Origin of the sequence: Streptococcus mitis (genome assembly GCF_000960005.1) — a bacterium.
GTDB classification, from domain to species: domain Bacteria; phylum Bacillota; class Bacilli; order Lactobacillales; family Streptococcaceae; genus Streptococcus; species Streptococcus mitis_CK.
Map to the genome: position 1 here is coordinate 937,032 of NZ_JYGP01000002.1, position 23,928 is coordinate 960,959.

Below are 23,928 nucleotides of genomic sequence, written 5' to 3' on the forward strand. Positions count from 1 at the left end.
CTTTGAATGCGTTGTCTATTTTACTCGGTTAAAGGTTTGATCTGGCTCTTGAAGATAGAGTTCTTTATCTTTTAACATATATTTTGTTTTTCCTATTTCTCTTCCTTCATCGTCTGTTATTGTCAATACTTTCTTTTGTTTATTAATTTTCACTAATCTTTTTTCTTTGTCTCCGTCTGAATCTTCAGAGGTGACGGTCCCAGCATTTCCTTTAATCACCATGACTAAATGATCACGTCTTGTTAAAATTTCATAAGTTCCATCTAAGGGATCACTGGTTAATTTACGAATTCCAAAGAACAGAACAAGAAAGATAGCTAGGCTTATCCCGATAGATTGTAGAGGTTTTGTTTCAAATAGTTTTTTAATCTTTTCAATGAGACCATTCATATCTAGATTTTCGATTTGTTTTCCAGCTTTTTCTACAAAAATTGACGCCTCTTTTTTGAGTGCTTCTACTTTATCAGGCTTCTCTGTAACTACTTCATTAATTGATTCTTCCATTCTTTCCGTAGTCTCATCGACTTTTTCTACGGTCACTTCTTCAGTATCTTCGACTTTTTCTACGATTACCTCTTCGTTCATTTGGTTTTCATGTTTTTCCATTATTTTCCCTTTTCTCCCAGTTCAAAAAAATTTTATTTTACCCACTTACCTGAGCCATCTACTTTGTAGCCATCTGGTGTACGTTCGTTAACTGCCATCTTACCATTTGACTTGAGATAGTAGTCACCCACCCATGTGTTACGAGCATAGCTTCCTTCTGATGTTAAGTAATAGTAAGAGCTATAGCTGCTATCATAAACCCATTCGCTCTTAGCCATTTTACCATTTGATTTGAGATAATAGCTACCTACCCAAGTGTTACGCGCATAGCTACCCTCAGATGTTAGGTAATAGTATGAACTATAGTTTTTATCGTAAATCCACTCGCTTTTAGCCATATAGCCACCTGACTTAAGGTAGTAGTTGCCTGACCAAGCATTTTGAACAAAGTTACCTGAAGCATTTAGGTAGAAGTATGAATTATACTGAACATCAAAAATCCATTGATTGACTACTTTCACACCAGCTTTGTAGTAAGAAGAACCTGACCAACCAGTCTGACCTGAGTTAGAGTTAGTAGATTGTTTTGGAGTTTCAGTAGCTTTCGGTGTCTCTGAATTTGTTATAGGTACATATCCGTGATTTGATACTTTAAATACTTCTGACCGACCAAAATATCTTTTCCCAAAGTCTTTTTCACTATAAACATCAATATGATATCTTCCATCTTCAGCATATAGTAACCAAACATGGGATTGACTTCTAGTTTGATCCCCAAAACTATTAAAGTTATAACTAGATACAATAGCCCCTGTATCTTCATTAACTAAATCATAATACAAAGATGGATTATCAGTAGAAGAATTTCTTTTAATATCTACCAGCACACTTCCTGAATAAACCGGGTTCCCAGTAGTGGCTATCAATGTGATTTTCAAGGGATTTTGAGTATCTTTTACACTCATATCTGTTAAGGCATGAACCTCTGTCGGTTTAAAAGCTACATAACCTACTGACAATAAAGCACCGGCTAGTAAAGAAGAAGCCAACATTTTTCTGTTTTTCATAATAAAACTCCTTATATATTTCTATTTTTCAAAAAATTTATGATAATTGTCTTATAACCTTAAAAGTAAATATGATAGTTTTCTAGCGTCGAGAATTTAAATTTTCTCCATTTCATTTTCTCCTTTGATGGCTGATAGAATAGGATTGAGTGATAAGTCAATCCTTGTTATACTAGTATAACAACCTAACTTTATTTCCTATCCTTTCCCTTATCATACCATAATAGATATTTAAATTTTTCGCTATTTAAACTATAGTTTCAATCTTGTTCATAAAAATAAAAAATAGCATAGAATTCTAATATTTTGTAACTATAGTTTTCTTTCTCCATTTTTTTCTCTAAATTTTTGTATAATAGTCTTAGAAGTATGTAAGGAGATTATTTATGGAAAATCTATACCCATTTGGAGCTACATTTAAGTACCTGCGCGAAGCACGAGGACTCAGCCTAAAGGAAGCCGCCTCAGATATCGTATCACCACAGTTCCTAAGTCAATTTGAAAAAGGAGAAAAAGGAATTTCACTTGAAAACTTTGCCAAACTTTTAATTGTTATCGGAGTTGAATGGAATGATTTTGTTCTCGCCTATGCAAATAAAGGTGGAGACTGCTTAGAATTACCTGCTATTGAATTTGGCAAGCATGTGGTCCATGAAGAAGATATCCTCACTTACATTGAAGAATACGAAAAATTATTTGATGTCTATCTAAAAGACAATCCACTTCAAGCAGAAATGATTTTTAAATCTATTAAATTAAGACATTATCCAACCATATCAAAGAGTCCAGAAACCGTTGCCAGAATTCAAAACATTATCAAGCATTTAATGAAATCGGATGTCTTTAATAGTATCGAACTTGAAATTTATCGTGTTATCGTCAATCATTGCCCGATGGAACTCATTGACCATATGACCAAACAATTACTACTTATGTACAAAGAAAGTGCTAATACTGACACCTACATACGTATTTTAAATGCTCTTACTTTCTCTGCAAAATACTTCTCTGAATTGGGCTACTATCAAAAGGCTGATGATATTATTAAAAAAATTAAATCACTTCAGACCTTCGAACGAGGCTATCTAGCTATTCCCCTCATGTTTCTAGAAGTTGAACATGTTTACAATCAATTTAGATGGAATAAACCTGAGGCTATTCCTTTAGCGAAAAATCTATTTAATTATCTTCAAAGCGCAAAATTTATTGATCAGCAATACTACTCTAATTTTATCAATGCCTTCACCTATCACTGCCACGCATTAAATAAGACAGGTATTGATTTGTTCTAATCGTCAAAAAAGTTGCTCCATGTTAGGAACAACTTTTTTATTTATAATTAAAAGTTTCCCCTGCCAACTTATCAGCTAGCTTGGGAAAGAGAGTATAAAACTTATGGGCTAGATTCAACAAAACAGGAAGATTGAGTTCTCGTTTATTTTTTCCTATAATCTTGACAATCTTTTTAGCCACTGCATCTGGTTCTAGCAGGAAGCGGTCAACTGACTTGAGATAGGTGCCATCTGGGTCGGCCTGGTCAAAAAATCCTGTTCGGATTGGTCCTGGATTGACTGTTGTCACATAGACTCCATAGGGCATGAGTTCGAGGCGCAGAGCATTTGAAAAACCAATGGCCGCAAACTTGGTCGCTGAGTAAAGACTGGACTTGCCAGTAGCAATCAAACCTGCCATGCTAACGATATTGATGATATGGCCTTTTCGACTCTCTTTCATACGGGCCGCAAGGCGTCGAGACAGATTCATCAGAGCAAAGGTATTGACCTCAAACATCTGGTGAATCTCTTGGTCAGAAATCTGGTCAAATTCCTCAAAAATTCCGTAACCAGCGTTGTTTATCAAAACATCAATCTTGCCATAGCGGAGATAGAGGTCTGCTACCAGAGTTTCTAAGGCTGAATCATCGGTAATATTGATTTCAATCAATTCTGCATGGGGATGGTTTCCGTAGAGTTGGGCTAATTTTTCCTTATTTCGACCAAGCAAGATGAGTTGGTCATTTGGCAGGAGTTTGACCATTTCTTGGGCTAGACCACCGCTAGCTCCGGTAATAAGAATAGTAGGCATACTTATCCTTTCCCAATCTTTTAGATTTCCACTTCTTCCAAGTCTTTGACCACATGGACATTTTCAAAAATGCTAGCAGCATCTTTCTTGAGCTTGCTGATATCTTTTGAGAGGAAACGGGCACTGATATGGTTGAGCAAGAGGCGTTTGGCTCCTGCCTCTACCGCTACTTGTGCAGCTTGCATGTTAGTAGAGTGGCCATGGTTACGAGCAATTTTTTCATCACCCTTGCCATAAGTCGATTCATGGACAAGGACATCGGCATTGACAGCCAGACGCACACTAGCATCCGTTTTTCGAGTGTCTCCTAAAATAGTGATAATTTTACCTGGACGTGGAGCTGAGATGTAGTCTGCTGCCTTGATTTCAGTACCGTCTTCCAAAACAACATCCTGGCCGTTTTTGATTTTCCCAAAAAGTGGGCCAAATGGGACACCAGCAGCCTTGAGTTTTTCAGCATCTAGCGTTCCTTCTAGGTCCTTTTGCATGACACGATAGCCAACGCAGAAAATAGTGTGATCCAACTCCTCTGCATACACAGTGAATTTATCGGTCTCAAGGATTTTTCCTAAAGAATCTTGGTCAAACTCATGAAAATGAATGCGGTAAGGCAGTCGCGAACCTGACACACGAAGACTGGTTAAGACAAATGACTTAATTCCTTGCGGGCCATAGATTTCCAAATCTGTCTGCTCTTCATTGGCCTGAAAAGCACGGCTAGATAAAAAACCAGGTAGACCAAAAATGTGGTCACCATGTAGGTGAGTAATAAAGATTTTGCTGACCTTCCGTGGTCGAATTGTGGTTTCTAAAATACGATTTTGTGTTCCTTCACCACAGTCAAAGAGCCAGACTTCATTAATCTCATCCAAAAGTTTCAAAGCAAGACTTGATACGTTGCGGGCTTTAGAGGGCTGACCAGCCCCCGTTCCTAAAAATTGAATATCCATTCGATACTTTCTAATTAATCAATATATAACATGGCTGTGCGGTTTTCCGATCGGAAATAGCGCTTGCCAGAAAAAACTGTGGCTTCTTGTAATAACTCCTCTTGGCTGTAACCTTTAAGACGCTTGCGACCATCAGCCAAGCTTTCCAAATCAGTCAAAGCTGTGAGACTCTCCATGCTAACAACTTCTTCATCTCCAACAGCCTTCATGTAAATCTTGCCAGACTCTTCAAAGACCAGTTGATGGGGGAAAATTTGCGCAATCTCAAAGAGTAAGTCATCCGAGATCTTCTCCTTATTTTCAGAGAAAATTCGACCCAGTCCCTCACTCTCATAACAAAAACCAAAGGATTTACCAGACAGATTAAGACGAATAAAAGGCTTATTTTCTAGGGTGAAACTCGGCTCAGTATTATAAAGATTCAGTTCTTGACTGAGTTCCACAAAATAATCCGTCGCAGCCTCAGGACTTTTTTTCTGGTAGAGTTCTGCAAAGTAAGCATTGACCACGCTGGGCGGAGGTGTGATCAGTGCCAACTGCTCTTGCTCTGTTTTACCAGCTAGAAGCTGATCTAGATAGACCTTGTCCAGACTTGTATAGCCCCCATATTTTAGAGCCAACGTTTTAATATCAGTCATAAAATTCCTCTAACCTCCATTTATTTTTCTCGGAAATGTAGCCTGTAATCACTTCGCCATCCTCCTGATAATCACGTTCTTCCAGAATCGCTACACTTTCTAAATCATGAATCTTATAGGACTTAGAAAAAGGCACGCGCAGGGTAAAAGATTCAAAAATATCCTTGATTTTCTCTAAAAATAGTGCCTGCAAGTTCTCACGACTATCCTCAGACTTGGCAGAAATGAGGGCATAAGGCGTTTGGGTAGGCGTAAAATCCTCCACCAAATCCGCTTTATTATAAAGGGTCAGGCGAGGAATATCTTCCATGTCCAGGTCTTTCATGATGGACAGAACTGTTTTTTCATGCTCCTCATGGTAAGGATTGCTGGCATCGATAACATGAACCAGAAGGTCTACATGCTTGCTTTCTTCCAAGGTTGACTTAAAACTGGACACCAACTCTGTCGGCAAATCTTGGATAAAGCCAACTGTATCTGTCAAAGTTACTTGGAGATTGCCTCCCAGATGGATACTCTTAGTCGTCGCATCTAGAGTCGCAAATAGCTCATCTGCCTCATACTGGGTCTTACTGGTCAAGGTGTTCATGATGGTTGATTTCCCAGCATTGGTATAACCAATCAAACCAATCTTAAAGGTGCTAGACTCCAGACGTTTTTCTCTGACAGTCGCCCGATTTTTCTCAACCACCTTGAGCTGACGCTCGATATCCGTGATTTGATTGCGAACACTACGACGGTTCAGCTCCAGCTGGCTTTCACCAGGTCCACGGGAACCAATTCCCCCTGCCTGACGGCTGAGCATAATTCCCTGACCAACCAAGCGAGGCAAGAGATATTTGAGCTGGGCTAGGTGAACTTGGAGCTTCCCTTCATGGCTTCGAGCTCGCATGGCAAAGATATCCAAAATCAACTGCATACGATCAATGACCTTAACACCCAGAACTTCCTCTAGATTGACATTTTGCCTTGGAGTCAAGCGGTTGTTGACAATGACAGTGGTGATTTCTTCTGCATCCACCATAAGCGCAATTTCTTCTAACTTACCAGAGCCTACGAAGGTCTTGGAATCATATTTTTCACGTTTTTGTCTGTAGCTATCGACTACGACTGCTCCAGCTGTCTTGGCTAGACTGGCCAATTCTTCCATGGAGAGGTCAAAATTGTCCATCCCCTGCAATTCCACACCGATGAGCAGGACTCGCTCCTCTTTTTTCTCCGTATCAATCATCTAAAAACTCCTCTATCTGGCTTAAAATGCGGTCTTGCACACCAGATTCTCCAATATGATAAAAGGTCACCTGCATGCGATTACGGAACCAGGTCAACTGACGCTTGGCAAAACGACGAGTCGCCTGTTTGAGACTCTCACTGGCTTCTTCCAAGGTCTGCTCTCCACGAAAATAAGGAAAGAGTTCCTTGTAACCAATCCCTTTAGCAGCCTGCACATCTGGATAATGGTCAAACAACCACTTGGCTTCGTCTAGAAGTCCAGCTTCAAACATCAGGTCCACTCGGTGATTGATACGTTCATATAATTGACTGCGCTCATCATCCAAGCAGATAATCAGCGGTTCATATAGACTCTCTTGATTTTCCAAATCCTGACCAAAATGGGCAATTTCCAAGGCACGCATTGCACGACGACGATTAAACTGGGGAATCTCAAGGCCTGCTTGGTCCACCAGATAGGCTAATTCCTCATCTGTATAAGGCTCCAAACTAGCCCGATAGGCCAAAATCTCCTTATGAGGTGTCCCCCCACCCAGGTGGTAACCTTCAAGCAAACTCTGGATATAAAGCCCAGTCCCACCAGCAATAATGGCTAGCTTGCCACGACCATGAATATCCTCAATAGCCATCTTAGCTTCTGAAACAAAATCAAAAGCCGAGTAAGACTCGGTTACCTCTCTAACATCGATTAAATGATGGGGAACAGCTGCCTGCTCTTCTGGACTAGCCTTAGCCGTCCCAATATCTAGACCTCGATAGACTTGCTGGCTATCTCCACTAACCACTTCGCCATTAAAACGCTTGGCCACTTCAATGGCAAGGGCTGTTTTTCCAACAGCAGTCGGTCCAACAATCACAATTATTTTTGTTTTCATCTTTTTTCCTTGAAAAATTCCCATTTTTTCGTTACTATTATTATAACACAAAAAGATCAGTCAGAAAAATGTGACCTCTTGAGGTGGCTGGCTGATATAGAATATAAAGGAGGAAGACTCATGGCTAAAGGATTCGCTAAAGGTCTTGTAACAGGTGTCGCAGGAACTGTCGCTGCAGTTGCAGGTGCAGTATACGCATTTAAAAAGAAAGTAATCGAACCAGAAGAGCAAAAAGCAGCTTTCATCGAAGAAAACCGTAAAAAAGCAGCTCGCCGCCGCGTATCACGTTAAGAAACAAAAGAAGTTGGGATTCATTGTCTCAACTTCTTTTTTCTATTCTTTTATACTCAATGAAAATCAAAGAGCAAACTAGGAAACTAGCCGCAGGTTGCTCAAAGCACTGTTTTGAGGTTGTAGATAAGACTGACGAAGTCAGCTCAAAATACTGTTTTGAGGTTGTGGATAAGACTGATGAAGTCAGCTCAAAACACTGTTTTGAGGTTGTGGATAGAACTGACGAAGTCAGCTCAAAACACTGTTTTGAGGTTGTGGATAGAACTGACGAAGTCAGCTCAAAACACTGTTTTGAGGTTGTGGATAGAACTGACGAAGTCAGTAACCATACCTACGGTAAGGCGACGCTGACGTGGTTTGAAGAGATTTTCGAAGAGTATTAAATAGCTAGGTCAAACTTCAACTGTGGCTTGACAGGGTCATAATCCACCAATTCAAAATCTTCTGCTTTGATATCAAAGAAATTGGTCTTATCTGGCACATTTAAAACCAAACGTGGTTGGCAGTTTGACGGCTCACGACGGAGCAATTCCTGAGCTTGTTCAAATTGATTGTCATAGATATGGAGATTATTGATAAAGTAGAAGAACTTACCAACCTTCCAGCCAAAATGCTTGGCAATCATCATTTGAAGAGCCACATACTGCATAGCATTGATATGGTGGGCCACCAGCATATCATTCGAACGCTGGGTCAAGGTCGCATCCAGATAGATTTCTCCATCTACACGGCGGACATCAAACATAGTCTGAAAGGCGCATGGGAGCAACCCATCTGTTTCTTCGAAAGCTTGGTAATCCCAGAGCGAAATGATATTGCGGCGGTTCCAAGGGTTGGCTTCCAACTGCTTGAGAATCTTATTGATGATATCGTGTTTCTTAACAACGGCACCATAGCGCTCACCGATGGTTCCTGTATCTCCCACTTCCCAGTCATTCCAGTAGTGAACATTGTACTTATCATTAAGTACCTCTAGGCTATTGGACTGGTCTTGGTAAATCCAGAGCACTTCCTTGATGGCGGATTTGATAGCAATAGGACGCAAGGTTGTGATGGGGAATTCCCCCTTGGCCAAGTCATACTCGGCAAATGCACCCGTTACATACTTGGAGTTGGCAACAGTCCCATCCTTGTACTTGGGACGGGCCTGCTCAGAAAAGACACCGTCTTTGAGGATTCGTTCAATATTTTCTTTAAAAATCGTATCTGCTTTTGTCACTCTCTCACCTCATTTATTGTCCTAACTAGTATAGCATAAAAAAAGCTTTTCTACATGCTCAGATAATCAATAGCTTTCTTGTATTTTTCAAATCGTTCCAGATCCTTTTCAGTAATTGTAGCTAGTCTAGATAAATCTGAATTATGTTTCAAATCTGCTAATTTGACACAACGTGCTATAGGATTCGATTTAACAAGTTCCAAATATTGTTGATAATCTTGTCCCTTTTTCTTGGTCAGTACCTGCACTGCAGTAACAACAGTCTCTGGTAAACCAGCCAATATTAGTTCTTCTGCTGTATAAGGGCTATCTTCAAGAACATCGTGCAATAGAGCGACTGCCTTTTCTTCTTGCGTATCGACCAGACTTGCTACAAAAAGAGGGTGTTTGATATAAACTACTCCAGCCTTATCATATTGTCCCTCATGTGCTTTTTTTGCAATGGACAAAGCCAATTCAAACATGGATTGTTCTGACTTATTCATTTAAAATCTCCTTTCTAAAATCAAAAAGTTAAGAGTTATATTTACAATTATGATCTTGAAAAAGAGCCTGATGAATCACCAAGCTCTGTCATTTTTATTTTATTGCAATACAAGTGATGCTGCTCCGATAACTCCAGCGTCATTTCCTAGAGTTGCAAGAGCTAATTTAGTAGATGTGCGTACTTGTGGGAAAGTATTTTCATCGTAGACTTTTTGAACACCTTGTAGAAGGAATTCTCCTGCAGCTGACACACCACCACCGATAACAATTGTTGATGGGTTTAGGATTGAACCAATGTTAGCACAAGCGATTCCCAAGTAACGTGAGAAGTTACGGTAAACGATCAAAGCAAGGTCGTCTCCTTCTTTTGCAAGGTCAAAGACAGTCTTAGCAGTTACTTCTTCTCCGTTATCAATCAAGCGTTTCAAGGCTGCATCGCCTTCGTATTCATCAGCATAGCGACGAGTCAAGTTGACAATCCCTGTTGCTGAAGCAACTGTCTCAAGGCAACCTTTCTTACCGCAAGTACATGCGATTGGTTGGTCAAAGTCAACAGAAATGTGGCCAAGCTCACCTGCCGCACCAGCAACACCGTGAAGCAATTTGCCTTCAGCGACGATACCGCCACCAACACCAGTACCGAGTGTCATAAAAACAACGTCTGGTTGGTTATCACCAGCCCCCATCCAACGCTCACCAAGAGCTGCTACGTTGGCATCATTATCGATGAAAAATGGAATGCCCAAGGCTTTTTCAATCTTTTCTTTGATTGGTTGAAGGGTTTTCCAGTTGAGGTTGTAGGCACCAATAACAGTTCCTTTTTCACGGTCAACCACACCTGGTGACCCCATTCCAATACCTTGGAAGTCCGCTGCCACCAATCCAAGCAAGTCCAAACGGTGTTGAATAGACTCAATCATATCATCTACGATATGACTTCCCTCATCCAAAATGTTAGTCTTGATAGACCATTTTTCTTGGATTTCTCCTGCTGTTGTTAAGATTGCAAATTTGATAGAAGTTCCACCAAGGTCAATCCCAATAATCTTTTGACTCATCATATTCTCCTTTTTCATTATGAATTAATTGAAAATGCTTACAGTAATAGTATAACAAAATTCACTCATTTATGCAAAGGTTTGCGTAAATGAATTATAAGGAATTTTTTCGCCTAACAGTATCTGTTAATCATCTAAATGATCAATTGCATATTGAGCTTCCTCTTCTGTAAAGCCATCTATATAAGAGGTCAATTGATTGAAAAGACCAGATTTAGACATATTAAATAATTTTCTATAGTTCTTAGCATTAAATAAGGCATTATATTTATAATCGGCTTCTAAATGATCAATTGCATATTGAGCTGCATCATTTGAAAATTTATCGAAATCAGAAGTTAATTGACTATACATACGTTTTTTTGACATGTGGAATAACGAATTATAACTTTTTGCCTTTCCTAAAGCAGTCGAATATTCACTATTGCTATCATTACTAGAAGAAGCTGTATTTGCTTGACTTTCCTTCCAAACTCCATCAGCGCCAACATAATAACGTCCACCATCAACCCATTCATTGACAGCCATTTTACCATCTGATTTCAAATAGTAATTCCCTTGCCATGCACTATAAACATAAGATCCATCTGATTTTAGATAATACCAAGCTTGGTAAGTAGCATCATAAACCCATTCATTGACAGCCATTTTACCATCTGATTTCAAATAGTAATTTCCTTGCCATGTACTATAAGCATACGAACCATCTGATTTCAAGTAATACCAAGCTTGATAAGAATCATCATAAATCCATTCGCTCTGGGCCATTTTTCCGTCTGATTTCAGGTAATAGCTTCCCTGCCAAGCATTTTTTACTGGATTTCCATTTTCATCAAAGTAGTACCAAGCACCGTCCTGCTTAACCCAACCACTTGTTGTTGCTGAACTTGTATCAGTTTGAGTTGTAGTCTCTTGTTTTGCTTTGAAGGCACCCTTAGGGGCATTCTCCAATTCGCAAGCCACACCATCATGGTCGCGATCTAACTTGGCAGAATAACCAGGATCCCCCTCATGAAGATCCGAATAGCCATTAGCCCAGGCTTCCTTACAGCTAGAAAAATGGAGGTTTTCTTCTGCTAAAACTGGTTGTGAAAACAAAGCCAAAACTGGCAATGTTACCAGACTCATTTTAAAAAATAGACGTTTGTTCATTTGTTTTTCCTCTAACGATGTTATCGATTTCAATATTATTTTATCAAACTTATTTCAGCAATTCAAGAAAACTTCTGGTTATTTCTGCAAACTCTTTTGGCTTAGCTCTATTCAGAATATGAGGACCTTCAGGGATAATCTGAAATTTGGATTCTGATATTAGTTTATGAAGACTTCTCATAGAACTAAGATTCGGTTTATCTTTGCTGCCACAAATTAGTAAGGTTGGATAGGGGCAAATCCCTGCTATATCCGTTAAATCAAGTGTCTTCAATTCCTCAGAAACTCCAACCATAAGAGCCTTATCTGCTCCCTGTTTTTCAAATACCCTTTTGGGAAGTAGTTTAAAAATCAGCAACTGAATGTAAAAAAGGATATTGCCCGCCAATTTCAATGGACAGCCTGACAAAACCAAGGCCTGAAGATTTGGTAAATCGTAACTGGAAAGTTCTAGTGCCAGAGCAGCACCTAAGGACAATCCAACCAAAACAAAAGGTTCTGTCTCCTTTGATAAATACTGATAGATGCGCTCCTTGGCTTCTTGATAGGTAGCAACTCCGGAAGGAAATAACTCTAGGGCTTCAGAAGGATAATCTACAAGCAACTCTTGCACTTCTTTCCAACTATCTGCTGACTGGCCTAATCCATGTAAAAATATTAGTTTCATTTAGTTCTCCCTTACTGACAATTCATACAAGCCCCTCACCGCGTTACAGCCATAGATGGCTTCTGCTTGGGCAAAATCTGCCAAGGTCAAAACTTTCTCTTCTACCTCTCCTGTTTCCAGCAAATGTTGACGGTAAATTCCTGGTAAGATTCCAAGTCGGATAGATGGTGTATAGAGTTTACCATTCATTTTTAAGACCAAATTTCCAATAGAGGTTTCAAGCAATTCTCCTCTTTTATTATGGTAAATCTTCTCTTGTTCCCCTAGGCTCAAATGCGGTCGGTGAGTCGTTTTGAAGTAGGTAAAGGCTTGTTGTAAATTAACTTCCTGCAGACAAAGTTTGGACTGACAAAAACTTGGACTGAGGGGTGTTAATACTCGGCGTTCGACTTCTATCTCTCCAGACTTGCTGAGAGAAATACGCAAGCGGTAATCTTGATTAGCATCACAAGCATGACACTCTTCCTCTATCTTTTGTTTCAAGTTTTCTGAATCAAATGGAAAGGCAAAATACCGACTAGCTTTTCTCAGCCTTTCCAGATGTTGTTCTTCAAATATCAGTTGTTTTTGGCTGATTTTTCCAGTTGTAATTAATTGGAAGCGAGCTTGTTTACGATAAAGAACAGCTGCCTTTTGATGAACCTCGCGGTATTCAGATTCCCAAGTGCTATCCCATGTAATGCCTCCGCCAACTCCATAGATGGCTTGACCTTTGTGAAGTTGAATAGTCCGAATGGCCACATTAAAAATCCGTCTTCCATTTGGAAGCAAGAGACCAATCGTTCCACAGTAGACTCCACGCGGTTGTGGCTCCAAGTCCTTTATAATCTCCATAGTCGCAATTTTCGGTGCTCCCGTTATGGAACCGCAAGGAAAGAGAGAACGAAATATTTCAACAAGGTCAACGTTCTCTCGCAACTGACTCTTGATGGTTGAAGTCATCTGCCAGACAGTCGAATACTGTTCTACCTGACACAGACGCTCCACATGCTCACTCCCCACTTCAGAAATACGGTTCATATCATTGCGCAAGAGGTCCACAATCATCATATTTTCAGAGCGATTTTTGGGATCCTGTTCTAACCAACTAGCTTGGGCAAGGTCTTCTTGGTCAGTCATGGCACGCTGAGTCGTTCCCTTCATTGGTCGCGTTGTCAACTCGCGGCCATTTTGCTCAAAAAAGAGCTCTGGACTCGTGGAAATCACTGCCATCTCATCATGTTCAACATAAGCATTGTAACCCGCCTCCTGCTCTACCACCATACGATTGTAGATGGCAAAAGGATTGGCACTTAAGTCTTGTTTTAGTTGTACGGTGTAGTTTACCTGGTAGGTGTCCCCCTGCCGCAAATGATGATGTATCTGTGCAATAGCCTCTTCATAGTCCTCTGCAGACGTTACTTCCTGCCAATTTGAAGGCAAATCAACCTCATCATAAGTCAGAGGAATAGGTGAAGTTTCTACGCTATCATGAACGGTAAAATATAGCAGGTACTCTGCCAGTAAAGGCGCTTTGTGAACTGCTAATTTCTCCTCAAAAGCAGGTGCAGCCTCGTAGCTGACATAGCCCACCACATAATAGCCTTGCTCTTGGTAGCTTTCCACTTGTGCCAGCAAATCTTCCACTTCTGCTACATTTCTCGTTTTCAACTCTTTAATAGGCTGGGTAAAGGTGTATCTCTCGCCCAAAGCCCTAAAATCAATCACTGTTTTTCTATGCATATCTTAAGTATAGCACAAAATAAGAAAACCCTCATCCGCAAAGCAGATGAGATTATCTTTAGCCCCGTCACGTATCTTCTGGTTAGAGAAAAAACTCTCCTAGTAGCTATTTTGCTCTAGGAGAGTTTTAGGAATAATATTATTCACTTAGTCCCAAAAAAGGAGTTGCGACCTTTAGAAATCGTTACTGATTTTCTGATTTATCTTCTTCATCTTCTTTTCGACGACGAGTAATAAGACCAAAACCAAGTATCGCACTAGCTGCTGCTGCAACCATTGCTGTTATGGATTCTGTTGTACCTGTATTTGGCAATTCTCTCGCTACTACACGCTGATTAGCAGCAACTTGCTGATTCTCATTTTCAAGTTGTGAGATAGTAGATGCTACACTATCTTTCACTTTAGCTTTGTCTTCATCAGCTTTCAATGCTTGGTCTATTCCTTGTTTTTCCTGCGGTTTTTCTTTAGAAGTTGGATTAGCTGAGTTTACATGAACTCCAGCACTTGCCCCAACTGCCGGTCTAATTTGTGCGATTGGATCGACTGAAGTGACTTCTGCGATTCCAGTTATCTTAGCTTGAGTGACTTCTTCATTTGTTGTCGCATTATCGATTGAGTCTTTTGCTGCATCAGCTTTTGCTTTCGCGTCTGCCTTAGCCACAGTTTTCTCTTCATCTGTTAAGTCTGTGCGAGCATCAATCTCATCGTTCTTAGCTTTTAGGGCATTATCTATTGCTTGCTTCGCTGCTGTCTTCGCTACTGCTGCTGGATTGACTGAAGTTACCGCTGTTATTCCAGTTGACTTACCTTGAGCTACTTCGGCATTTGTTGTTGCGTTATCGATTGAGTCTTTTGCTACATCAGCTTTTGCTTTCGCGTCTGCCTTAGCCGCAGTTTTCTCTTCCTCTGTTAAGTCATTATTAGCGTCAATCTCGTCGTTCTTAGCTTTCAGCGCATCGTCGATGGCTTGCTTAGCTGCTGGTTTAGCTTGTGCTATTGGATTTACTGATGCTACTGATGTTGCTCCATCAACCTTAGCTTGAGCTACTTCGGCATTCTTTGTCGCATTGTCGATTGCTTGTTTTGCCGCATCAGCTTTGGCTTTTGCATCTTCCTTAGCCGCAGTTTTTTCTTCATCTGTTAAGTCTGTACGAGAATCTATCTCGGCATTCTTATCTTTAAGAGCTTCATCAATGGCTTGCTTAGCTTCTGCCTTCGCTACTGCTTCTGGATTGACTGAGATGACTTCTGCTATACCAATTGACTTACCTTGATCGACTTCGGTATTTGTTGTCGCGTTGTCAATTGCCCCTTTCGCTGCATCTGCTTTTCTCTTAGCATCTACCTTAGCTGCAGTTTTCTCTTCATCCGTTAAATCTGTACGAGCATCGATCTCATCGTTCTTAGCTTTTAGGGAATCATCTATTGCTTTCTTAGCTTCTGTCTTCGCTACTGATTCTGGATTTACTGAAGTTACTTCTGTTGTTCCATTTTCCTTAGCTTGGTCTACTTCAGCATTTGTTGTTGCGTTATCGATTGCTGTTTTCGCTTCATCTGCTTTCGCTTTTGCGTCTATCTTAGCCACAGTTTTCTCTTCGTCTGTTAAGTCTGTGCGAGCATCGATTTCGGCATTCTTAGCTTTAAGCGCTTCATCGATGACTTTCTTTGCCGCTAGTTTCGCTACTGGCATTGGATTTATTGAGTCTACACTTGTTGCTCCATCTGCTTTAGCTTGGTCTACCGCTGCGTTTGTTGTCGCGTTGTCGATGGCTTGTTTGGCTGAGTCTGCTTTGGCTTTCGCATCTGCTTTCGCTGCAGTTTTCTCTTCGGCTGTTAGGTCGTTGTTCGCATCAATTGCATCATTCTTAGCTTTCAATGCATCATCGATGGCTTGCTTAGCTGCTGGTTTCGCTACTGGCGTTGGATTTATTGAGTCTACACTTGTTGCTCCATCTGCTTTAGCTTGGTCTACCGCTGCGTTTGTTGTCGCGTTGTCGATGGCTTGTTTGGCTGAGTCAGCTTTCGCTTTAGCGTCTACTTTGGCTGCAGTTTTCTCTTCGTCTGTTAGGTCGTTGTTCGCATCGATCGCGTCATTTTTAGCTTTCAATGCATCATCGATTGCTTGCTTAGCCGCTGGCTTAGCTACTGGCGTTGGAGTTACTGAGTCTACACTTGTTGTTTCATCAGTCTTAGCTTTAGTTACTGCATCATTTGTCGTAGCGTTGTCGATTGCTTCTTTCGCTGCATCAGCTTCTGCTTTTGCGTCTGCCTTAGCCGCAGTTTTCTCTTCATCTGTTAAGTCTGTACGAGAGTCGATTTCATCAGTCTTAGCTTTGAGAACTTCGTCGATGACTTTCTTAGCTTCTGGCTTCGCTACTGGCGTTGGATTTATTGAGTCTACACTTGTTGCTCCATCTGCTTTAGCTTGGTCTACCGCTGCGTTTGTTGTCGCGTTGTCGATGGCTTGTTTGGCTGAGTCTGCTTTGGCTTTCGCATCTGCTTTCGCTGCAGTTTTCTCTTCGGCTGTTAGGTCGTTGTTCGCATCAATTGCGTCATTCTTAGCTTTCAATGCATCATCGATGGCTTGCTTAGCCGCTGGCTTAGCTACTGGCGTCGGATTTACTGAGTCTACACTTGTTGTTTCATCAGTCTTAGCTTTAGTTACTGCATCATTTGTCGTAGCGTTGTCGATGGCTTGCTTAGCTGCATCAGCTTCTGCTTTTGCGTCTGCCTTAGCCGCAGTTTTCTCTTCGTCTGTTAAGTCTGTACGAGAATCTATCTCGTCGTTCTTAGTTTTAAGGGCATCGTCGATGGCTTGCTTAGCTGCTGGTTTCGCTACTGGCGTTGGATTTATTGAGTCTACACTTGTTGCTCCATCTGCTTTAGCTTGGTCTACCGCTGCGTTTGTTGTCGCGTTGTCGATGGCTTGTTTGGCTGAGTCTGCTTTGGCTTTCGCATCTGCTTTCGCTGCAGTTTTCTCTTCGTCTGTTAAGTCTGTACGAGAGTCGATTTCATCAGTCTTAGCTTTGAGAACTTCGTCGATGACTTTCTTAGCTTCTGGCTTCGCTACTGCGTCTGGATTTACATTGTTTACTTCTGTTGTTCCGTTAGCCTTAGCTTGAGCGACTTCTTCGTTTATTGTCGCTTTATCGATTGCTTCCTTAGCTGTGTCAGCTTTCGCTTTAGCGTCTACTTTGGCTGCAGTTTTCTCTTCGTCTGTTAGGTCGTTGTTCGCATCGATCGCGTCATTTTTAGCTTTCAATGCATCATCGATTGCTTGCTTAGCCGCTGGCTTAGCTACTGGCGTTGGAGTTACTGAGTCTACACTTGTTGTTCCTGCAGTCTTAGCTTTAGTTACTGCATCATTTGTCGTAGCGTTGTCGATTGCTTGCTTAGCTGTGTCAGCTTTCGCTTTAGCGTCTGCTTTGGCTGCAGTTTTCTCTTCGTCTGTTAAGTCGTTGTTCGCATCGATCGCGTCATTTTTAGCTTTCAATGCATCATCGATTGCTTGCTTAGCCGCTGGCTTAGCTACTGGCGTTGGAGTTACTGAGTCTACACTTGTTGCTCCATCATTTTTAGCTTGAGTTACTGCATCATTTGTCGTAGCGTTGTCGATTGCTGCTTTCGCTGCATCGGCTTTTGCTTTCACGTCAGCTTTCGCTGCAGTTTTTTCTTCATCTGTTAAGTCTGTACGAGCATCTATCTCGTCATTCTTGGCTTTAAGGGCTTCATCTATCGCTTTCTTAGCTTCTGGTTTCTTAACTGCTACTGGATTTACTGAATCTACCTTTGTTGTTCCTACAGTCTTAGCTTGGTCTACACCTGCGTTTGTTATAGCATTATCGATTGCGTCTTTCGCTGCATCAGCTTTTGCCTTAGCTTCTGCTTTGGCTTTGGCTTTTTCTTCGGCTGTTAAATCATTGTTCGCATCAATCTCTGTTTCTTTTGCCTTAAGAGCTTCTTCTACTGCTTTTTTCGCCTCTGGTTTCTTAACCGCTACTGGATTCAATGAGTTTACATCTGCCACTCCAGTAGTTTTTGCATTCTCAACGTCAGCATTTGTTGTCGCTTTATCAACTGCTTGTTTTGCTTCATCCGCTTTTGTCTTAGCTTCTTCTTTAGATGATATTTTTTCCTCAGCTGTCAGATCATCTCGAGCATCTATTTCTGCTTCTTTGGCTTTAAGCGCATCTTCCACTGCTTTCTTAGCTGCTGGTTTTGCTTGCGCTGTTGGATTCACTGAATCTACTGATGCTGCCCCATCATTTTTTGCTTGAGTAACTTCGTCATTTGTTGTTGCATTATCGATTGCTTGTTTAGCTGCGGCTGCTTTCGCTTTCGCGTCTTCCTTAGCTTTTGCTTTTTCTTCTGCTGTTAAGTCATTGTTCGCATCAATCGCATCATTCTTAGCATTAAGCGCATCGTCAATTGCCTTCTTAGCTGCAGGTTTTGCTTGCGCTGTTGGATTTACATTATTTACTTCTGTTGTTCCATTAGCCTTAGTTTGGTCTACTCCCGCGTTTGTTGTCGCGTTATCTATCGCCGTTTTCGCTACAGCTGCCTTGTCTTGCGCTTCTTGCTTAGCTGCGGCTTTTTCTTCATCAGTCAAGTCGTTGTTTGCTTCGATTTCTTTAATCTTCTCAGCTAACACGTCTTCTACTGCTTTCTTAGCAGCTGGTTTTGCCACTGGCGTTGGATTCACATTGTTTACTTCTGTTGTTCCGTTTGCCTTAGCTTGTTCTACCGCCGCATTTTTTGTCGCGTTGTCGATTGCTTGTTTCGCTGCAGTCGTTTTGTCTTGCGCTTCTTGCTTAGCTGCAGCTTTTTCTTCTACTGTTAAGTCGTTGTTTGTGTCAATTTCTTTAATCTTATCAGCTAACGCATCTTCTACTGCTTTCTTAGCAGCTGGTTTCGCTTGCGCTGTTGGAGTTACTGAATCTACACTTGTTGCTCCAGCATTTTTAGCTTGAGTTACTGCATCGTTTGTTGTCGCGTTATCGATTGCTTGTTTCGCTGCAGTCGCTTTGTCTTGCGCTTCTTGTTTAGCTGCGGCTTTTTCTTCTACTGTTAAGTCGTTATTTGCTTCGATTTCTTTAATCTTATCAGCTAACGCGGCTTCTACTGCTTTCTTAGCAGCTGGTTTCGCTTGTGGTGTTGAAGTTACTGAAGATACACTTGTTGCTCCAGCATTTTTAGCTTGAGTTACTGCATCGTTTGTTGTCGCGTTATCGATTGCTTGTTTCGCTGCAGTCGCTTTGTCTTGCGCTTCTTGTTTAGCTGCGGCTTTTTCTTCATCAGTCAAGTCGTTATTTGCTTCGATTTCTTTAATCTTATCAGCTAACGCGTCTTCTACTGCTTTCTTAGCTGCTGGTTTCGCTTGTGGTGTTGAAGTTACTGAAGATACACTTGTCGCTCCGTCATTTTTAGCTTGTTCTACCGCTGCGTTTGTTGTCGCCTTGTCGATGGCTTGTTTCGCTGCAGTCGCTTTGTCTTGCGCTTCTTGCTTAGCTGCGGCTTTTTCTTCATCAGTCAAGTCGTTATTTGCTTCGATTTCTTTAATCTTATCAGCTAACGCGTCTTCTACTGCTTTCTTAGCTGCTGGTTTCGCTTGTGGTGTTGAAGTTACTGAAGATACACTTGTCGCTCCGTCATTTTTAGCTTGTTCTACCGCATCATTTGTTGTTGCCTTGTCGATGGCTTGTTTCGCTGCATCGGCTTTGGCTTTTACGTCTTCCTTAGCTTTGGCTTTTTCTTCAGCAGTCAAATCGTTGTTGGCATCAATCGCGTCATTCTTAGCTTTCAATGCGTCATCGATCGCTTGTTTTGCAGCCGGTTTAGCTGTTGGTGTTGGAGTTACTGAAGATACACTTGTCGCTCCAGCGTTTTTTGCTTGAGTTACTGCATCGTTTGTTGTTGCGTTGTCGATTGCTTGCTTAGCTGCGTCAGCTTTCTCTTTTGCGTCAGCTTTCGCTACAGTTTTTTCTTCGTCTGTTAAATCTGTACGAGCATCAATCGCGTCGTTTTTAGCTTTCAGCGCATCGTCGATTGCTTTCTTAGCTGCCGGTTTTGCCTCAGCTGTTGGATTTACTGAATCTACTGATGTTGCTCCATCTGACTTAGCTTTTTCTACCGCATCATTTGTTGTTGCGTTGTCGATTGCTTGCTTAGCTGCATCGGCTTTGGCTTTTGCATCTTCCTTAGCTTTGGCTTTCTCTTCAGCAGTCAAATCATTGTTCGCATCGATTGCGTCGTTCTTAGCTTTTAATGCATCATCTATCGCTTTCTTAGCCGCTGGCTTCGCTTGCGCTGTTGGAGTTACTGAAGATACACTTGCTGTCCCAGCGTTTTTAGCTTGTTCTACCGCATCATTTGTTGTCGCGTTGTCGATTGCTTGCTTAGCTGCGTCAGCTTTCTCTTTTGCGTCTTCCTTAGCTTTTGCTTTCTCTTCTGCTGTTAAATCGTTGTTGGCATCAATCGAATCATTCTTAGCTTTAAGCGCATCATCTATTGCTTTCTTAGCTGCTGGTTTCGCTTGCGCTGTTGGAGTTACTGAAGATACACTTGTTGCTCCATCATTTTTAGCTTGAGTTACTGCATCGTTTGTTGTCGCGTTATCGATCGCTGTTTTCGCTGCATCGGCTTTTGCTTTCGCATCCGCCTTAGCCGCAGTTTTTTCTTCGTCTGTTAAATCATTGTTCGCATCAATCGAATCATTCTTAGCTTTCAATGCGTCATCGATCTCTTGTTTTGCAGCCGGTTTAGCTGTTGGTGTTGGAGTTACTGAAGATACACTTGTCGCTCCATCATTTTTAGATTGTTCTACCGCATCGTTTGTTGTTGCGTTGTCGATTGCTTGCTTAGCTGCATCGGCTTTGGCTTTGGCATCTCCCTTAGCTTTTGATTTTTCTTCGTCTGTTAAGTCATTGTTTGCATCAATCGCTGCTTCCTTTGCTTTTAACGCTTCGTCGATTGCTGTTTTTGCTTCTGTTTTTGTTTGACTTGCTTGCGGGTTAACACTTTCTACATCAGCAACACCTGCTGTTTTAGCACTATCTACAATTGCATCTGTTGTCGCATTGTCGATAGCTGCTTTTGCCGCTGTTGCTCTTGCTTGTGCATCTGCTTTTGCTACTGCTTTTTCTTCAGTTGTTAAATCATTTCTTGCATCAAGTTGTGCTACTTTCGATCTCAGCGCGTCTTCAATTACTTTCTTAGCCGCTGGTTTCGCTACCGCTGTTGGCGTTACTGAACTTACACTTGTTGTTCCTGACGTTTTGGCTGAGTCCACTGCTGCGTTTGTTGTCGCATTATCAATTGCTGTTTTCGCTACAGTTGCTTTTGCCTGTGCATCTGCTTTTGCTGCATTCTTCTCTTCTGTTGTTAAGGCATTATTTGCATCGATTGCTGCTTCTTTCTCTCTTAAAGCTGTATCGATAGCTGCTTTTGCCGTATCTTTCTTAGTGGATACAGGATTGTCATTGCTAATCGCTGTTGTTCCTGATGTTTTGGCATTATCTAATGCAGCTTTTGTCGTTACCGAGTTATCATTAATCGCTGTTAAAGCTTTCGTCTTATCGGCATTAACTTTTTCGATTGCAGTGGCTTTTTCTTCTGCAGTAGCATTTGTATTCGCATTAATCTCTGCAATCTTATCTTCAGCAGCTTTGTTAACTACATCAATTGCAGGTTGTTTATTTAAACTTGTGAACTCTGATAAAGGTTTTGTATCAGTTGAACCATCTTTATAGGTCACAACAAGATTTCCATTAGCATCTTTTGTAATCGTAGAAATTCTTGTTGTTTGATTATCGACAGCTTTTCCTCTCTTGCTTGTAAGATTTGCATCATCGTTAGTTTGAGAGTATTCGATTTTTACTTTTTCCTTAATTTTTTCGAATTCTTCTTCAGTTACATTCGCAGGGTCTACGACACTCACTGTTCCTTCTGGAGTCTTAATATCATATTTTGATGTTTGATTTTTTACAAGAAACTCTACATAACCTTCAATTTTTTGACGTTCTGCTGGATTAGTAGTTGCATTGATTCTTCCGTTGAAAGGTGCACTTTCTCCGTTGTTGTCGTCTTTTGCAACGATAACACTTGTCCACTTTTGACCATCTCTTAAGTTAGTAGTTCCAGTCATTTTAATTGTTGCTGTTTTCTTATCTTCAGAAACAGTACCTTCTCCACTAGTAACTGCACTATCAACAACATTTCCTACTGCTAAACCATAACTAGTTGCGTTATTGTAGTTAACGTCACCAGGACCACGAAGTTTTAGATCTTTAATCTTAGATTCATCCGTTGCAGTGAATGTCAGATCTGTCTCTTCTCCAGAATAGATATAAATATTTCTGTTCGCTTCGTTTGAATATGGCAGATTAACAGTCGGAGGAGTATTTTTTCTAACTATCTCTCCTACTGGTTTCGTCTTCGTAGAGCCGTCTGTAAATGTAACAACAATGTTATTCCCAACGATATTAACCGATTGGATAACGTCCTCAGGATGTTCTACCAAAGTTCCACGTTTATCAGCAAACCTTGCATCTTCGTTCGTTGTTGAATATTCTAGTTGAATACTATCTTTGATTTTTTGCAAGTCTTCTGCCGTTGGATTTGTTAAACTACTTACAGAAATTTTTTCATCTGTAGGTTGAGATCTTAGGGCGTATTTTTTAGATTGAGCTTTTAATACTAAGTAGAAATACCCTGGATCTGTAATACTATCCCCTTTTTTAAGATTTTCTCTACCTTGGTCATCAACTACCTGAACATAACGAGTACCAATGTTTAATGTTTGGGTTTCTTGTTTTGTATAATCTCTGTGTTTTTTCAGCACATCATTTGGACGACCCGTAATGACGATTTTTGCAGGATTTGCTTGACTCGCATCCGATGTTACTCCTGCTGTTTCCGCTCGGTTTATTACCCTAGCTGTGAATCCAAATTCAACATCCAAGTCATTATCCGTACCTGCAACATTAGGAAATCTTTGTCGTGATCCTTTCTTAATAGTTGCATAGCGAATCTTTCCTGTTTCGGAATATACTGGAATTTCTAATGAGAAATGCTCTTCATTATAGATATAGATTTTCTTCTCAGCTGGAATCGAGAACGTGAAATCTACCTTTGGATCTTGATTGACAGCTGCACGGAATGTAGTATCTGCTTCAATCTTACTTCCATTACGGGAATCATTCGCTCCTGTATTTTCAATCGCATTTGATTCTGATGCTTTCTCAGTATTCTCAGCTTCGATACCAACTGTTTCTTTACCCTCAGTAGTATCTGTTGAGACAATTTCTTTTTTCTCAACCGGCTTATTTCTTAGTTTTGAGTTAACAGCAGTTACTAGTTTTTGATAGGCGTTCGTCAACTCTTCTTGCGTGCTCGCGCTCGCTAATGTCGCTTTTGCACTAGCTAACTCAGCAGCTAGACTCGCTACACTTTCCTCAGTCTTATTGGTGTAGGCTCCACTCGAAATCTTACCTTCAATTTCACCAACATAATTTGCAAGTTGATTTTTATATAATTCTGGTTTACTGATTTTTGACTCACTCTGGTTTTCAGCCTTATCCCCACCTTCTCGAGCCAACTCTATTTTACTAGAAGTCTCTTCAGTTACTTTCAATTGATCCGCAGAAACTGCCCCATTTCCTAAAAACATTAAAAAGGCAGCAACCGCTACACTCGCTGCACCAAAACTATATTTACGAATGGAGAAACGCACGATCTTTTCTTTTTTCTGATTCTCAAGGGACTTAACAGTAATCTTGTTCTTCATTTATAATAACTCTTTCTTTCTCAGCATTATATTATATTGATTTTTATATATATTTATAAAACACTATACCATTAATTTTATAATTTTTAAGCTATTTTTGCAAGTTGTTTGAACGATCTCACTATCCATAAAATAAAGAATTACTTCCCACT

17 protein-coding genes and 1 pseudogene are annotated in these 23,928 nt (G+C 40.8%); 3 read left to right on the plus strand and 15 right to left on the minus strand.

What is annotated here, in order from left to right; all coding sequences use genetic code 11:
* Positions 1-15: 15 nt before the first annotated feature.
* Together TZ90_RS10540 and TZ90_RS06025 are read right to left on the minus strand one after the other, a co-directional pair.
* Positions 16-606, minus strand: a complete 591-nt coding sequence (locus TZ90_RS10540) for a hypothetical protein (RefSeq protein WP_024056545.1) — start codon at positions 604-606, stop codon at positions 16-18.
* 32 nt (positions 607-638) lie between these two features.
* Entirely contained in the window at positions 639-1,613 is a 975-nt protein-coding gene (locus TZ90_RS06025) for a hypothetical protein (RefSeq protein ID WP_045612000.1), read from the minus strand.
* A 386-nt stretch (positions 1,614-1,999) separates the two neighbouring features.
* On the opposite strand from TZ90_RS06025, the gene TZ90_RS06030 reads away from it, so the two are divergent.
* Positions 2,000-2,905: a helix-turn-helix domain-containing protein gene (locus TZ90_RS06030; RefSeq protein ID WP_045612002.1), complete on the plus strand. Its 906-nt coding sequence runs from the start codon at positions 2,000-2,002 to the stop codon at positions 2,903-2,905.
* Between the two features lie 37 nt (positions 2,906-2,942).
* Here TZ90_RS06030 and TZ90_RS06035 read toward each other — a convergent pair whose 3' ends face one another.
* From TZ90_RS06035 to miaA, 5 genes are read right to left on the minus strand one after another with little or no spacing between them, the layout of a single operon-like run.
* A complete protein-coding gene (locus TZ90_RS06035) occupies positions 2,943-3,698 on the minus strand; it encodes an SDR family NAD(P)-dependent oxidoreductase (RefSeq protein WP_045612004.1) in 756 nt (251 codons plus the stop codon).
* A 20-nt stretch (positions 3,699-3,718) separates the two neighbouring features.
* Positions 3,719-4,648: a ribonuclease Z gene (gene rnz, locus TZ90_RS06040; protein WP_000354340.1), complete on the minus strand. Its 930-nt coding sequence runs from the start codon at positions 4,646-4,648 to the stop codon at positions 3,719-3,721.
* Positions 4,649-4,662: 14 nt separating this feature from the next.
* Positions 4,663-5,286, minus strand: coding sequence for a cystathionine beta-lyase (locus TZ90_RS06045; protein ID WP_045612007.1), 624 nt, complete (start codon positions 5,284-5,286; stop codon positions 4,663-4,665).
* Positions 5,279-6,517: a GTPase HflX gene (gene hflX / locus TZ90_RS06050; protein WP_000567350.1), complete on the minus strand. Its 1,239-nt coding sequence runs from the start codon at positions 6,515-6,517 to the stop codon at positions 5,279-5,281. The genes TZ90_RS06045 and hflX overlap by 8 nt, the downstream gene beginning before the upstream one ends.
* The gene (gene miaA, locus TZ90_RS06055) at positions 6,510-7,394 is read right to left on the minus strand and encodes a tRNA (adenosine(37)-N6)-dimethylallyltransferase MiaA (protein WP_000850199.1); all 885 of its coding nucleotides are present in this window, start codon (positions 7,392-7,394) and stop codon (positions 6,510-6,512) included. Before miaA ends, hflX begins: the two co-directional genes overlap by 8 nt.
* A gap of 120 nt (positions 7,395-7,514) precedes the next feature.
* Between miaA and TZ90_RS06060 the strand changes: the two genes are divergently transcribed.
* Both TZ90_RS06060 and TZ90_RS10370 read left to right on the plus strand, forming a co-directional pair.
* Positions 7,515-7,685: a DUF3042 family protein gene (locus TZ90_RS06060; RefSeq protein WP_001051780.1), complete on the plus strand. Its 171-nt coding sequence runs from the start codon at positions 7,515-7,517 to the stop codon at positions 7,683-7,685.
* A 167-nt stretch (positions 7,686-7,852) separates the two neighbouring features.
* Positions 7,853-8,071 (plus strand): hypothetical protein, encoded by a 219-nt coding sequence (locus TZ90_RS10370; protein ID WP_200893278.1) that lies wholly within the window; start codon positions 7,853-7,855, stop codon positions 8,069-8,071.
* Here TZ90_RS10370 and TZ90_RS06070 read toward each other — a convergent pair.
* From TZ90_RS06070 to TZ90_RS06100, 8 genes and pseudogenes are all read right to left on the minus strand, one after another.
* Positions 8,068-8,907, minus strand: coding sequence for a thymidylate synthase (locus tag TZ90_RS06070; protein ID WP_000158615.1), 840 nt, complete (start codon positions 8,905-8,907; stop codon positions 8,068-8,070). The two genes, TZ90_RS10370 and TZ90_RS06070, sit on opposite strands and share 4 nt — an antisense overlap.
* Before the next feature lie 50 nt (positions 8,908-8,957).
* Positions 8,958-9,392 carry an HD domain-containing protein gene (locus tag TZ90_RS06075; RefSeq protein ID WP_001043052.1) on the minus strand — a complete coding sequence of 145 codons (435 nt, stop codon included), beginning with the start codon at positions 9,390-9,392 and terminating at the stop codon, positions 8,958-8,960.
* Between the two features lie 99 nt (positions 9,393-9,491).
* Positions 9,492-10,451: an ROK family glucokinase gene (locus tag TZ90_RS06080; RefSeq protein WP_045612009.1), complete on the minus strand. Its 960-nt coding sequence runs from the start codon at positions 10,449-10,451 to the stop codon at positions 9,492-9,494.
* 126 nt (positions 10,452-10,577) lie between these two features.
* Entirely contained in the window at positions 10,578-10,745 is a 168-nt protein-coding gene (locus TZ90_RS10610) for an Ltp family lipoprotein (RefSeq protein WP_261066924.1), read from the minus strand.
* Positions 10,731-11,603, minus strand: a pseudogene (locus TZ90_RS06085) (Ltp family lipoprotein); the annotation flags it as partial. The pseudogene TZ90_RS06085 and the gene TZ90_RS10610, both read right to left, overlap by 15 nt.
* A gap of 49 nt (positions 11,604-11,652) precedes the next feature.
* Positions 11,653-12,270, minus strand: coding sequence for an alpha/beta fold hydrolase (locus tag TZ90_RS06090; protein WP_045612012.1), 618 nt, complete (start codon positions 12,268-12,270; stop codon positions 11,653-11,655).
* Positions 12,271-13,992: an aminodeoxychorismate synthase component I gene (gene pabB, locus TZ90_RS06095; protein WP_045612014.1), complete on the minus strand. Its 1,722-nt coding sequence runs from the start codon at positions 13,990-13,992 to the stop codon at positions 12,271-12,273. It abuts the gene before it with no gap.
* A 184-nt stretch (positions 13,993-14,176) separates the two neighbouring features.
* Positions 14,177-23,776 carry a sialic acid-binding adhesin gene (locus TZ90_RS06100; RefSeq protein WP_045612016.1) on the minus strand — a complete coding sequence of 3,200 codons (9,600 nt, stop codon included), beginning with the start codon at positions 23,774-23,776 and terminating at the stop codon, positions 14,177-14,179.
* Positions 23,777-23,928: the final 152 nt, after the last annotated feature.

Excerpts from the sequence above, each read along its gene's own strand:
- miaA (WP_000850199.1), bottom strand. The coding sequence starts at position 7,394 with ATGAAAACAAAAATAATTGTGATTGTTGGACCGACTGCTGTTGGAAAA.
- TZ90_RS06060 (WP_001051780.1), top strand. The coding sequence starts at position 7,515 with ATGGCTAAAGGATTCGCTAAAGGTCTTGTAACAGGTGTCGCAGGAACT.
- pabB (WP_045612014.1), bottom strand. The coding sequence starts at position 13,992 with ATGCATAGAAAAACAGTGATTGATTTTAGGGCTTTGGGCGAGAGATAC.
- TZ90_RS06045 (WP_045612007.1), bottom strand. The coding sequence starts at position 5,286 with ATGACTGATATTAAAACGTTGGCTCTAAAATATGGGGGCTATACAAGT.
- rnz (WP_000354340.1), bottom strand. The coding sequence starts at position 4,648 with ATGGATATTCAATTTTTAGGAACGGGGGCTGGTCAGCCCTCTAAAGCC.
- TZ90_RS06025 (WP_045612000.1), bottom strand. The coding sequence starts at position 1,613 with ATGAAAAACAGAAAAATGTTGGCTTCTTCTTTACTAGCCGGTGCTTTA.
- TZ90_RS06080 (WP_045612009.1), bottom strand. The coding sequence starts at position 10,451 with ATGAGTCAAAAGATTATTGGGATTGACCTTGGTGGAACTTCTATCAAA.
- TZ90_RS10540 (WP_024056545.1), bottom strand. The coding sequence starts at position 606 with ATGGAAAAACATGAAAACCAAATGAACGAAGAGGTAATCGTAGAAAAA.
- TZ90_RS06075 (WP_001043052.1), bottom strand. The coding sequence starts at position 9,392 with ATGAATAAGTCAGAACAATCCATGTTTGAATTGGCTTTGTCCATTGCA.
- TZ90_RS06035 (WP_045612004.1), bottom strand. The coding sequence starts at position 3,698 with ATGCCTACTATTCTTATTACCGGAGCTAGCGGTGGTCTAGCCCAAGAA.
- TZ90_RS06090 (WP_045612012.1), bottom strand. The coding sequence starts at position 12,270 with ATGAAACTAATATTTTTACATGGATTAGGCCAGTCAGCAGATAGTTGG.
- TZ90_RS06030 (WP_045612002.1), top strand. The coding sequence starts at position 2,000 with ATGGAAAATCTATACCCATTTGGAGCTACATTTAAGTACCTGCGCGAA.
- hflX (WP_000567350.1), bottom strand. The coding sequence starts at position 6,517 with ATGATTGATACGGAGAAAAAAGAGGAGCGAGTCCTGCTCATCGGTGTG.
- TZ90_RS06100 (WP_045612016.1), bottom strand. The coding sequence starts at position 23,776 with ATGAAGAACAAGATTACTGTTAAGTCCCTTGAGAATCAGAAAAAAGAA.